The organism is Streptosporangium sp. NPDC051023, assembly GCF_040689595.1.
In the GTDB taxonomy this organism is placed as follows: Bacteria; Actinomycetota; Actinomycetes; order Streptosporangiales; family Streptosporangiaceae; genus Streptosporangium.
The window spans coordinates 100,914-112,720 of the sequence record NZ_JBFBCE010000019.1 but is presented as its reverse complement, the minus strand read 5'-3'; the positions used below and the strand labels follow the sequence as shown (position 1 = coordinate 112,720).

Annotated in this window: 11 protein-coding genes; 2 read left to right on the top strand and 9 right to left on the bottom strand. The window is 69.5% G+C overall.

Features of this window, described 5'->3' with window-relative positions; genetic code table 11:
- Positions 1 to 269: 269 nt before the first annotated feature.
- The 8 genes from rpsO to AB0395_RS15275 all read right to left on the bottom strand — a co-directional run bounded on the left by rpsO (position 270) and on the right by AB0395_RS15275 (position 8,587).
- A complete protein-coding gene (gene rpsO, locus AB0395_RS15310; RefSeq protein WP_271217844.1) occupies positions 270 to 539 on the bottom strand; it encodes a 30S ribosomal protein S15 in 270 nt (89 codons plus the stop codon).
- Between the two features lie 247 nt (positions 540 to 786).
- A complete protein-coding gene (locus AB0395_RS15305; protein WP_366280943.1) occupies positions 787 to 1,740 on the bottom strand; it encodes a bifunctional riboflavin kinase/FAD synthetase in 954 nt (317 codons plus the stop codon).
- 32 nt (positions 1,741 to 1,772) lie between these two features.
- Positions 1,773 to 2,840 (bottom strand): dipeptide ABC transporter ATP-binding protein, encoded by a 1,068-nt coding sequence (locus tag AB0395_RS15300; protein WP_366280942.1) that lies wholly within the window; start codon positions 2,838 to 2,840, stop codon positions 1,773 to 1,775.
- Positions 2,827 to 3,969, bottom strand: coding sequence for an ABC transporter ATP-binding protein (locus AB0395_RS15295; protein ID WP_366280941.1), 1,143 nt, complete (start codon positions 3,967 to 3,969; stop codon positions 2,827 to 2,829). The genes AB0395_RS15300 and AB0395_RS15295 overlap by 14 nt, the downstream gene beginning before the upstream one ends.
- The gene (locus AB0395_RS15290) at positions 3,962 to 4,930 is read right to left on the bottom strand and encodes an ABC transporter permease (protein ID WP_366280939.1); all 969 of its coding nucleotides are present in this window, start codon (positions 4,928 to 4,930) and stop codon (positions 3,962 to 3,964) included. The genes AB0395_RS15295 and AB0395_RS15290 overlap by 8 nt, the downstream gene beginning before the upstream one ends.
- Complete coding sequence (locus tag AB0395_RS15285; protein WP_366280937.1) at positions 4,930 to 5,985, bottom strand: ABC transporter permease; 1,056 nt, start codon at positions 5,983 to 5,985, stop codon at positions 4,930 to 4,932. The genes AB0395_RS15290 and AB0395_RS15285 overlap by 1 nt, the downstream gene beginning before the upstream one ends.
- Positions 5,986 to 7,677, bottom strand: a complete 1,692-nt coding sequence (locus AB0395_RS15280) for an ABC transporter substrate-binding protein (RefSeq protein WP_366280936.1) — start codon at positions 7,675 to 7,677, stop codon at positions 5,986 to 5,988.
- Between the two features lie 7 nt (positions 7,678 to 7,684).
- Positions 7,685 to 8,587: a proline iminopeptidase-family hydrolase gene (locus tag AB0395_RS15275; RefSeq protein WP_366280934.1), complete on the bottom strand. Its 903-nt coding sequence runs from the start codon at positions 8,585 to 8,587 to the stop codon at positions 7,685 to 7,687.
- A gap of 132 nt (positions 8,588 to 8,719) precedes the next feature.
- On the opposite strand from AB0395_RS15275, the gene AB0395_RS15270 reads away from it, so the two are divergent.
- Both AB0395_RS15270 and AB0395_RS15265 read left to right on the top strand, forming a co-directional pair.
- Positions 8,720 to 9,532: a FadR/GntR family transcriptional regulator gene (locus AB0395_RS15270; RefSeq protein ID WP_366280932.1), complete on the top strand. Its 813-nt coding sequence runs from the start codon at positions 8,720 to 8,722 to the stop codon at positions 9,530 to 9,532.
- 417 nt (positions 9,533 to 9,949) lie between these two features.
- Entirely contained in the window at positions 9,950 to 10,234 is a 285-nt protein-coding gene (locus tag AB0395_RS15265; RefSeq protein ID WP_366280930.1) for a hypothetical protein, read from the top strand.
- A gap of 98 nt (positions 10,235 to 10,332) precedes the next feature.
- Here AB0395_RS15265 and AB0395_RS15260 read toward each other — a convergent pair whose 3' ends face one another.
- Positions 10,333 to 11,742, bottom strand: a complete 1,410-nt coding sequence (locus tag AB0395_RS15260; protein WP_366280929.1) for a leucyl aminopeptidase — start codon at positions 11,740 to 11,742, stop codon at positions 10,333 to 10,335.
- Between the last annotated feature and the right edge of the window lie 65 nt (positions 11,743 to 11,807).

The window sequence follows — 11,807 nt, the reverse complement described above, 5'->3', positions numbered from 1 at the left end:
GCGCCTGAGTCGTCTTCTTCGCCGGCTCCCCGTAGGTGCAGCGCCGGTCTTCGATCGAAGCGCCCGGTTCCGTATGGCTGATGCCATGATGACCGGAGGCCACTACCGAGGACCGGCCCTCCGACGCCGTGGGGCGCGCTTGCTGTGCGGACGCGGGGCACTGTCTCGGCTATTCAGTTTGCTCATATGAGCGGTGTCTTCACGGCGCGACGCGCCGAAACCCCCCGTATGAGATGAGGGAGCGGCGCAGACGCCGCTCCCTCACGATCTTATCGGCGCAGACCGAGCCGCTCGATAAGCGAGCGGTAACGCTCGATGTCCTTGCTCTGCAGGTACTTGAGCAGCCTGCGGCGGCGGCCGACGAGCAGCAGCAGGCCGCGGCGGCTGTGGTGGTCGTGCTTGTGCAGCTTCAGGTGCTCGGTGAGCTCGCTGATGCGCTTGCTCAGCAGCGCGATCTGCACCTCGGGGGAACCGGTGTCGGTCTCACCCTTGGCGTACTCTCCGATGATCTGCTTCTTGGCGGCGGTGTCGAGCGACACATCTCTCCTTGAACTCTACGGGCACGCGGATTCACAGATGCCCGAACGACCGTGCGTGCCTACAGTCGCCGTGGCGAGATCAGCGCCGGGGTTTCGACACCACCGGTGACATAGCTGACACGCCAGATTACCACCGGGCACAAGGAACGCGCACATCCGCGAAAACGCCCGGCCGGACCGCCGCGCCCGGCGGGCGTCCAGGGGTCTCGGCCGTTCCCGAGTCCTTCACGGGGCCGTTCGCGCGGCGTCAGGAGGTGAGACGGCGGGCCTCGTCGACGTCCGCGTGCATCTGCTCGATGAGCGCCTCGATCGAGTCGAACTTGAGGTTGGCGCGGAGCCTCCGCCCGAAGTCGACGGCCACGTGGGCGCCGTAGAGGTCAAGGTCGTCGCGGTCGAGCGCGTAGGCCTCCACGGTGCGGGGCACGCCCTCGAAGGTGGGGTTCGTGCCGACGGAGATGGCGGCGGGCCAACGCTCGCCGCCGTAGACGGCGGGGAGGTTGCCGTTGGAGACCCCCTGCAGCCAGCCCGCGTAGACGCCGTCGGCGGGGATGGCGGTGAACTCGGGCGACTCCACGTTGGCCGTCGGGAAGCCGAGCTGCCTGCCGCGCTGATAGCCGCGGACGACCACGCCTTCGACCCGGTGCGGGCGGCCGAGCGCGACGGCGACGGCGTCCATGTCCCCCACGGCGAGCCACTGGCGGATGAGGGTCGAGGAGATGGCGTCGCCGTTGCTCACCAGCGGGACCGCCTCGGCCACGAAGTCGTACTTCTCACCGAGGGTGTGCAGCGTCTCGACGTCGCCGGAGGCCTTGTGGCCGAAGCGGAAGTTCTCCCCCACGACGACGCCCGCCGCGTGCAGCCGGTCGACCAGCACGGTCTGCACGAACTCGTCCGGGCTCATCCGGGAGAACTCCAGTGTGAACGGCAGCACGCAGACCGCGTCGACGCCGAGACCGGCGAGCAGCTCGGTGCGGTGCCTGGCCGTGGTCAGCCTCGGGGGGTGTGTGCCGGGGCGCACGACCTCCTCGGGATGCGGGTCGAAGGTCACGACGACGGAGGGAAGTCCGAGCCCTCCCGCCATCGCCACGGCACTGGCGACCATCTGCTGGTGCCCTAGATGAACCCCGTCGAAGACGCCGATCGTGACGACGGACCTGCCCCAGTCTTCGGGCACGTCGTCCAATCCGTGCCAGGCTCGCACCGCGACCTCTTCCCGTTGTAGCGGATCGACCCCTAAAGCCTGCCATGCTCCCCGGGTTTCGCTCCAATCGGGGATCCCATTGGGAAATGGCAGGCCACCTGACGGCCGTCCACGCGGCTCAGCGGCGGTCGTTCCTTACGGCACCGCTCCTGGGCGATCGGGCAGCGGGGGTGGAAGGAACAGCCGCTCGGCCGGTCGATCGGGCTGGGCACGTCACCGGTCAGCACGACGCGTTCGCGGCGCGGCGCCCCCGAGCCGTCGTCGATCTCGGGGACGGCCGACAGCAGCGCGTTGGTGTAGGGGTGGGCCGGAGCGGCGTACAGCGCCTCCGCCTCGGCCACCTCGACGATCTCCCCGAGGTACATCACCGCGATCCGGTCGGACACGTGCCGGACCACGCCCAGGTCGTGGGCGATGAAGACATAGGTGAGCCCGAGCTCCTCCTGCAGGTCGGCGAAGAGGTTGAGCACCTGCGCCTGCACCGAGACGTCGAGCGCGGAGACCGGCTCGTCTGCCACGACGAGCTTGGGCGCCAGGGCGATGGCCCTGGCGATGCCGATCCGCTGGCGCTGGCCGCCGGAGAACTCGTGCGGGTAGCGGTCCAGGTGGGTCCTGGACAGGCCGACCAGGTCGAACAGCTCGCCGACCCGCTTCCTGACCGCTCCCGCGTCCCCGTGGCCGTGGATCCTGAGGGGCTCGGCGACCGCGTCGCCCGCCGTGCGCCGCGGGTTGAGCGAGGCGTACGGGTCCTGGAAGACGAGTTGCATGCCCCTGCGGATCGGACGCAGCCCACGCCTGGACAGGGCGGTGATGTCCCGCCCCTCGAACTCGACCCTGCCCGCGGTGACGTCGGTCAGCCTGACCAGGCAGCGGCCGAGCGTGGACTTGCCGCATCCCGACTCGCCGACCACGCCGAGGGTCTCCCCGGCGCGGACCTCCAGCGAGACTCCGTTGACGGCCTGCACGCTGCCGCCCCTGCCGCCGTGCGCCCTGAAGTGCTTGACCACGTCGGTGGCCCTGAGCAGGGGGGCAGCCGCGTCCGTCGTGTTCGCCGTATTCGCTGTGTTCGCTGCGCTCACGGGGCGTTCATCGCTCCTCATCCGCCACGCGGGCGGTCCGTCGTTCCTGGCTCGCGCCCTGGGCCGCGCCCTGGGCGCCCTGGGCGCCGCGCGCGCCGTCGTGCCGGTCGCCCCCGCGGATCCGCTCCCTGCCCTCCTCGGGCAGCCAGCAGGCGTCGAGGTGGCCTGCGGGGCCGGTCAGCGGGGGGACCTCGCCGCAGGGCGCGTGGCGGTGGACGCAGCGGTCGGCGAACGGGCAGCCGCCGCCGGAGGCGCCCGGGGTTCCGGGGATCGTGGGCAGCCGTCTGACGCGTGGGCCGCCGACCCTGGGCACCGAGTCGAGCAGGCCCCAGGTGTAGGGGTGGCGGGGGGCGTGGAAGACGTCCCTGCGGGGACCGCGCTCGACCGCGCGCCCGCCGTACATGACCAGGACCTCGTCCGCGATCTCGGAGACCACGCCCATGTCGTGGGTGATCATGACGATGGCCGAGCCGTGGTCGGTGCGCAGGCGGCGCATCAGGTCGAGGATCTGCGCCTGCGTGGTGACGTCGAGCGCGGTCGTCGGCTCGTCGGCGATCAGCAGCCCCGGGTTGCACGACAGCGCCATGGCGATGACCACGCGCTGGCGCATGCCTCCGGAGAACTCGTGCGGGTAGGAGTCGACGCGCTTGCCCGGGGCCGGGATGCCGACCTCGTCGAGCAGCTTGACGGCGCGGTCGCGGGCGGCCTTCTTCGAGATCTTCTCGTGGGCGCGGATCTGCTCGGCGATCTGCCAGCCGACCGTGTAGACGGGAGTCAGGGCGGTCATCGGGTCCTGGAAGATCATGGCGATCTCCCGCCCCCGTACGGCCCGCATCTCCTTGTCCTTCAGGGTCAGCAGATCTCGGCCCCGAAATATGACATTTCCGGAAATTTCCGCGTTAGGAGTGCGGATCAGGCGGAGCACGCCGAGCATCGACACGCTCTTGCCCGATCCCGACTCCCCCACCACGCCCAGCACCTCGCCGGGCCGTACCGAGAACGACAGGCCGTCGACGGCGGTGAAGTGACCGTCACCGGTGCGGAAGCGCACCCGCAGGTCGGTGACCTCGAGAAGCGGTTCCGGCGAGGCCTCGCGCGAGAACGCGGCGGGGGAGGCGGGCAGGGGCTGGAGCGGGGATCGGTCAGGCACGGCGCACCCTCGGGTCGAGCCGGGCGTACAGGACGTCCACCACGGCGTTGGCCAGCACGACGAAGAAGGCGGCGTAGAGGACCGCGCCCATGATCACGGGAAGGTCCAGGTTCTGCAGCGCCTGGTAGGTGAGCTTGCCGACGCCCGGCAGGCCGAAGACCACCTCGGTGAGCAGCGCCGCGCCGCCCACGAGGGCGCCGAAGTCCAGGCCGAACAGCGAGACGATCGGGATCAGCGAGCAGCGCAGCGCATGCCTGAGCAGGATGCGCCGCTCCGACAGGCCCTTGGCGCGGGCGGTGCGCACGTAGTCCTCGTTCAGTGCCTGGATCAGCTCGCCGCGCAGCAGCCTGGCGTAGATCCCGGCGTACAGCAGGGCCAGGGTGAGCCAGGGCAGGAGCAGGTGCAGCGCCCACTGTCCCGGGCTCTGCGAGAACGGGACGTAGCCGAGCGGCGGGACCCACGAGAAGACCGAGTCGTGCAGTTCCTTCTGGGTGATCAGGTTGACCACCTCGCCCAGCCAGTAGACCGGCAGCGAGACTCCGAAGACACCGAGCAACATGACGAGCGGGTCGACCAGCGTGCCGCGCATGGCCCCCGCGAGGGTGCCCATCGCGACGCCGAGCACCATCCAGATCACCGCGGCGCCCACAACGAGCGAGAGCGTGACCGGGATCGCGTCCATGATCTGCGGAATCACCAGCGTGCCCCGGTTCACGAACGAGGTCAGGTCGTGGCTGACGAACAGATGCTTCATCATCATGAGGTACTGCACGGGCAGTGGCCTGTCGAAGCCGAACGATGCGCGCACCTGCTCCAGCGTGGCCGGGTCGGCGTTCTTGCCCGCGATGCGGGCCGCCGGGTCGACACCGGGGGTGGCGAAGAAGATCAGGAAGACCAGCACACTGATCGCGAAGAGGACGAGCACCGCGGCGCCGAGACGCCGCAGGATGTATCCGGCCATCAGGCACCTCCCCGCAGCCGGGCGTTCGGGTCGAGCGCGTCGCGCACGCCGTCGCCGAACACGTTGAGCGCGACCGCGGTCAGCGCGACGAACAGGCCGGCCGCGATCGTGATCATCGGACGGGTGTAGAGCAGGGCCAGGCCGTCGTTGATGATCGTTCCCCAGCTCGCGTCCGGTGACTGGACGCCGACGGACAGGAACGACAGCGCCGACTCGGTCAGCATGTTGAGCGCGGTCATCAGCGGCAGGAAGACCACCACGGTGGGCAGGACGTTCGGCAGCACCTCGCGGCGCATGATTCGTGCGTCGCTCGCGCCCAGGCCGACGGCGGCCTGCAGGAACTCCTTGCCGCGCAGCGCCATCACCTGACCGCGCAACGGCCTGGCCACGTAGGGGACGTAGATGAGCGCGATGATGACGATCGGCAGCGCGAGGCTGCCCGCGTCGATGTGCACGGGCCCGAGGTGCAGGCCGCTGGTGAGCAGCACGACCGACAGGCAGATGGCCAGCAGGTAGACCGGGAAGGCCCAGATGACATCGAAGAACCGGGAGAGCACCGCGTCGATCCAGCCGCCGAAGTATCCGGCGAGCACGCCGAGCACCGTGGCCAGCGCGCAGCACAGCAGCGCGGAGGAGATGCCGATCAGCAGGCTGTTGCGGCCGCCGTACAGGAGCCTGGCCATGACGTCGCGGCCCTGGTTGTCCGCGCCGAGCAGGTAGTGGGCCGGGTCGCCGGTCGGGCCGATCGGGGTGACGCCGAGGCCGAGGCCCTCGGTGCTCTGCTGCAGGACCGGGACCTCCTGGCCGCCCACGACCGTGGTACCGGAGATGTTGGAGACGAACGGGTCCGTGTGCGCGATCGAACCCGCGTAGACCGGGGCCAGCAGGCAGACGAGCGCGATGAGGAGCAGCCCGGCCCCCGCCGCCAGCGCGGAGCGGTTACGCAGGATCCGGGTCGCGGCCTGCCGCCACGGCCCGGCGCTCGGCCGGACCGGGGCGGCGACGGCAGGGATGGGTCCCGTCTCCTTCACCGCCCCGTTCACCGTGGCGCTCATCTACTTGACCCAGAGCTGCGAGACGAGCATGAAGAACTGCTTGTGGAACTGGTAGTTGCCGACCCGGGAGGAGACGAAGTCAACCTGCTTGGGGGTGAACAGCGGGATGATCGGGCTGGCCTTGGTCAGGTCGCGGTCGATCTCGCCCCACTTGACGTTCGCGGCGTTCTTGTCGGTCCTGTCCAGCGTCATGGCCTCGGCCATCCTGGCGTCGACGTCCTTGTCGCAGTAGCCGGAGATGTTGATGCTGGAGTCGCTGCCGGGGCGGAAGGACGCGCAGGACAGCAGCACGTGCAGGAAGTCGGAGGCCGCGGGGTAGTCGGCGTACCACTGGCTGACGCTGACCTGGACCTTGTTCTTGCTGTTCTGGATGTAGGTGAAGTGGATGTTCGTCGAGATGACCTTGAGCTTGGCCCGGTAGCCGATCTGCTCCAGGGTGCTGCGGACGTACTCGCCGATCTGCTTGCTGACGTCGTCGTCGGAGACGACCACGGAGACCTCCTGGCCCGCGGTGCCCGACTGCTGGACGAGCTGCTTCGCCTTGGCCAGGTCCGGCTTGGGGAAGTCGCAGAAGTCGGCGTGACCGGGGATGCCGGGCGGCAGGATGCTGCAGGCGGGCTGGGCCACGTTGGCGCCGCCGTACATCTTGACCACGGCGTCGCGGTCGATCGCCCAGTTGAGCGCCTGACGGGCCTCCGGCTTGTCGAAGGGGGCGAGGTTGACGTTGAGCGGCAGGTACCAGAAGGCCGACAGCTGGTTCACGTGCGCCTGGGAGGCGTACTTGGCGCCGATCTCACTGAGCCGGTCGGCGGGCAGCGGGTCGAAGACCCAGTCCGCCTGGCCGTTCTGGATCGCGGTGACCGCGGCCTCTGCGGTGAGGCCGTAGGAGTAGACGATCTCGTCCGGGTAGCCCTGCGGCTGCGCGTCGCGCGACCATTCGGTGAAGTTGGGGTTGCGGACGAGCCTGAGCTCCTTGTTGGGGTCGTAGGAGGCCGCCGCGTAGGGGCCGGTGCCACCGATCGGCGTGGTGCCCTGGTCCTTGGCCGGGGTGTCCTTGGGCAGCACCGCCGCGTGCGGCAGCGCGAGCTTGAGCGGGAACTCCGAGTCGGGCTCGACCAGGTTGATCGTGACGGTGTTCTTGGCCTTGTCGGCGACCACGCCCCCGTCGAGGGTGCACTCCCCGGGCTTCTTGACGCAGGCGTCGGCGCCGACGATTCCGGCGTAGAAGGTGCCGGAGGTCGGTCCGGAGACCTTGTAGATCCGCTGGAAGGAGGCGACCACGTCGTCGACGGTGACCTCGCCGCCGCCCGCGAACTTCACGCCCTTGCGCAGCGTGAAGGTGTAGGACTTGCCGTCCTTGCTGACCTGGGGCATGGCCTGGGCCAGGTCGGGCACCAGGTCGTAGGAGGCCTCGCCGCCGACCTTCTTGAAGGCGAGCAGGCCGTCGTACATGGCCTGGAAGACCTGCCAGTTGCCGTTGCTGTAGTTGATGTGCGGGTCGAGCGTGCCGTCGCCGGCCTTGGCCTGCAGGTGGAGCGTGCCGCCCTTGTGCTGCTCCTGGAAGCCTGCCGCGCTCGCCTGTGAGGGGTCGGCCTGCCCGGCGGAGACCGCCGGGGACGAGCCACCGGAACAGGCGGCGGCGGACAGGGCGAGCAGGGCGGCACCCGCCGCGATCATGATGTTGCGCTTCATGGGGGTCCTAGTCCGTGGAGTCGAGGAAGGAGCCGACCACCTGCAGGAAGAGTTCCTCTTCCTCGATGTGCGGCATGTGGCTTGAGTGCTCGAAGATCTGCCACCGGACGTCGGGGATGTGGTCCGCGAAGGGCTGCACGGTACGAGGGGTGGCCTCGTCGTGGCGCCCGGAGACGAGCAGGGTGGGCGCGGTCACCCGGTGCAGCCGGTCGATGACCGACCAGTCGCGCAGGGTGCCGACGACGTGGAACTCGGTCGGCCCGTTCATCGTGTGGTACACGGTCGGGTCCTCGGCGGTCTTGGCGTCGCTGGCCAGGACCTCCGGCGGGTTGGGAACGATCATGCAGACGTGGCGGGCGTTGAACACCTTCTCCGCCTCGCGGTACTCGGCGCTGCCGGTCGTGCCCGCCGCCTCGTGCTCGCGGAGCGTCCGCTCGACCTCGGCGGGCAGTTCGGTGCGCAGCCGGTCGCACTCCTCGCGCCAGAGCTTCATCGAGGCGGGCGAGTCGGCGATGACCAGGCCCCTGAGTCCCTCGGGGCGCAGTACGGCGTGCTCGGCGGCGAGCATGCCGCCCCACGACTGGCCGATCAGGTGATAGCGGTCCGCGATCCCCAGATGGCCGAGCAGGTTGTCCAGTTCCTCAAGGAACAGCTCGACGGTCCAGAAGTCGGCACCGCGCTCCGGCAGATGGGTCGACAGGCCCACACCGAGCTGGTCGTAGTGGACGACCGCCCTGTCCTGCTCGGCCAGCCGCGCCATGCGCAGCGTGTAGTCGTGGGCCGCTCCCGGGCCGCCGTGCAGCACGACGAGCGGGGCCTTGTCGGCCTTCAGGTCGCCCGTGACGCGGTACCAGGTTCGCCAGTCTCGAAAGGGGGCCAGACCCTGGGTGGTCGGTTCGGGGGTCGCCACCGCAGTCCTCCATACAGCAAAGGGGAGACATCTCGCTAGATGCGACGAATGTCCGTTTGCAGACATCTTATGGATTAATGGCCTGAACACAAGACCTTTTTTAGGATCATCAGGTTGTGTAACGTTCCGGATGTGCACCCCGACACACCCCCTCCGAGCACCGACGACCTCTCGCGCATGCTGAACCGCGTGCTGGACGGCACCCCGCAGTCCTCGGCGCTCGGCCCCGTCAAGGTGCACTCGGTGGCCACCGAGGTCGCCGACCGGCTGATGACCGCCGTCGCGATAGGCGACTACCTGCCCGGCGAACGGCTCCCCGGAGAGCGCGAGCTGGCCTCGATCCTGGACGTGAGCCGCGCGACGGTCCGCGAGGCCATCGGCAGGCTCCAGGCGGTCGGCATCGTGGAGATCAAGCGCGGCAGGACCGGCGGCGCCTACGTCAGGACGAGCTGGACCGAGGCCACGGCCTCGGCGGTGCGCAGGACGCTCCTGCCCCGCTGGCCCGAGCTGGAGCAGCTCTTCGACCTGCGCTGCCTGGTCGAGGGGCTGGTCGCGCGGACGGCGGCGCTGCGCCGTACCGAGGAGGACCTGGCGGCGATGCGCGCGGCCCTCGACGGCTACGCACGGGCACGCACGCTGGGCGAGGAGCAGGCCGCCGACGCGGCCTTCCACGGCGCCGTGCTGGCCGCGACCGGCAACCCGAAGATCACCGCGCTCAGCAGGGACATGCTGACGCGGGTGAGCCTGGGGTTCCCCGTCGAGCCGTACGGCGAGGACGACCCCGAGGACTACCAGCGGGCGCTGATCGAACACAGGAAGATCTACGAGGCCATCGAGGCAGGCGACGCCGAGCAGGCGGGCTCCCTGGCCGAGGAGCACTTCACCCTCACCTCGGACATGATGCGCGCCATGCTCGAACGTGCCCAGGAACGCCCGCCCCATTAGTCACAGACGTCCGGGGACACAGGACTTTCTTTTTCTCTGCCTTCTCACCGGCCCCGGAAACTCCCGACGACCATTGCAGGAATTGAGCCACGTCGGACGGGGTCCGTGGATCACAAAAGGCCATAGATGCCGCAAAGAATCGACGGAGACGCGGCACTCCACCTCTCCCGACTCCCCGGAGAAGCACCTCCGAGCTGGGATGTCTCGCGTTCACAGCGGCAATGAAGGCGCCCGGGAAGCCCACCAACGCAGCCACTCACGACAACGGATCGCCATTTAAGTATTTATCATTAAATATCACAACGGGCCGAAGTGAATTATTTTTAATTCATCATCGACCACTTGTTTTCGCGAGAATTCAAGGCGCACCATGAATACGGCGAGGGAAAGTCAACGGCCCACAGAAAGGGGCTATTCATGATTCGCCTTCGAACCGCTGCGGTCCGCGTCGTCACCGTCGCCGCCCTCGGCCTCGCCGTGATCGGCGTCCCCGCAGCCGCCAACGCCGCTCCGGCGAGCGCCACGACCACCGTCACGGCTCCCGTCATGCGGCAGGACGTGTGCTCGACGGTCAGGTCGGTGGCCGCGCCGTTCCTGTTCCTGTACCACCTCGGCCTGATCACCCTCGACGACCTCCTGGACGCGGTCGCCTCCCTCACCGACCTGCCGATCGCCGAGGTCCGGGCCTGCCTCGGTCTCTGAGAACCATCCGCCCCACCTGAAGGCCCCCGCGGGGGCCTTCAGGCTTCGGCGCGCGGGCCCGGGTGCGGGAAGACCCCGAACACGCTCGGGACCGGCGGTCAGGAACGGGACTCCAGGTACTCGATCAGCGTGCGGACCATCACTCCCGTCGCTCCCGCCGGGCCCAGGTCGGTGGCCTTGTCCCGGTAGGCGGTCGCGGCGAAGTCCAGGTGCGCCCAGGGCAGGCCCGCGGTGAACGGCCGCAGGAACAGCGCGGCGATCGTCGCGTCGGCGAAGCTGCCGCCCTCGTTCTTCCCGTCCGCCACCTCGGACTTGAGCCGTTCGGCGTACGGCTCCCACATCGGCAGCTCCCACATCGGCTCCCCGGCCCGCGCGCCGGCCTCGATGAGCTCGCCGACCAGCCGCCTGTCGCTGCCGAGCACGCCGGTGATGTCCTCACCGAGCGCGTGCATCACCGAGTAGGTCAGCGTGGCCGCGTCGATCAGCACGTCCGGGGAGCTCTCCGCCAGGTAGGCGAGCGCGTCGGCCAGCACCAGCCTGCCCTCGCTGTCGGTGTCGGTCACCTCGGTCGTCCGCCCGTCGCGGTGCGTCAACACGTCGCCGGGACGGGTCGCCGCGCCGCTGACCATGTTCTCCGCCGCCGGAACCACGGCGGTGACCCCGACCGGCAGCCCAAGCCCGGCTGCCGCCTGGACGACCGCGAGCATGGTCGCGCCCCCCGCCATGTCGCACTTCATGGTCGACATCGCCTTGAGGCTCTTGATGGCCAGACCGCCCGAGTCGAAGGTGATGCCCTTGCCCGCGAGGCCGACGGTGCCGCTGAGGCCGTCACCGGGGTAGCTCACCTCGATCAGGCACGGCGGGTTCACACTCGCCGCGCCGACGCCGAGGATGCCGCCGAAGCCCCCCTCCCTGAGCGCCTCGACGTCGAGCACCCGCACGTCGAGGCCGTGCGTCTCGGCCATCGCGCGGGCCCGCTCCGCCAGGTCCATCGGGACCAGGTCACCGGCCGGGGTGTTGACCAGGTCCCTGGCGAAGGTCACCGCGTCGGCGACGATCCGCGCCCGTGCGATCCCCCTGCGCTCCTCGCCGTCGTCCTCACCGGCGAGGACGATCACCTCCTGTACGGCCCGCCGCTGCGGCGCGCTCTTGTAGCCGTCGAAACGGTAGCCGCCGAGCCGTACGCCCTCCAGGACCGCCTGGACGTGGGGGAAGGCGATCGCCACCGTGGGGAAGTCGGCCAGCCTGGGTGCGATCCGGCCGACCGCGCGCCGTACCGCATGCTCGTCGCCGCCCGCGCCGACGCCGACCAGCAGAACCGCGTCCGCGGTGAACGCGTCACCGTCCCTGCGCGGCAGCAGCAACTCCTCGCCCGCCTTGCCGGTGAACCTGACCTGGCCGATGACACCGCCGAGGCCGAGCCCGGGGTCGTGTCCCTCGCGCACCGGCAATACGAGCAGGTCGGCGGCGATCTCGGCGGCGGGCAGAGAGGAGAGGGACACCTCCATGAGGAACTCCTAACAGAGCTAAATGGTTCGGTACATGAACCATAAAACACCGCCCCGTCCTGGAG

Excerpts from the sequence above, each read along its gene's own strand:
- AB0395_RS15290 (WP_366280939.1), bottom strand. The coding sequence starts at position 4,930 with ATGGCCGGATACATCCTGCGGCGTCTCGGCGCCGCGGTGCTCGTCCTC.
- AB0395_RS15285 (WP_366280937.1), bottom strand. The coding sequence starts at position 5,985 with ATGAGCGCCACGGTGAACGGGGCGGTGAAGGAGACGGGACCCATCCCT.
- AB0395_RS15280 (WP_366280936.1), bottom strand. The coding sequence starts at position 7,677 with ATGAAGCGCAACATCATGATCGCGGCGGGTGCCGCCCTGCTCGCCCTG.
- AB0395_RS15300 (WP_366280942.1), bottom strand. The coding sequence starts at position 2,840 with ATGAGGAGCGATGAACGCCCCGTGAGCGCAGCGAACACAGCGAATACG.
- AB0395_RS15265 (WP_366280930.1), top strand. The coding sequence starts at position 9,950 with ATGATTCGCCTTCGAACCGCTGCGGTCCGCGTCGTCACCGTCGCCGCC.
- AB0395_RS15260 (WP_366280929.1), bottom strand. The coding sequence starts at position 11,742 with ATGGAGGTGTCCCTCTCCTCTCTGCCCGCCGCCGAGATCGCCGCCGAC.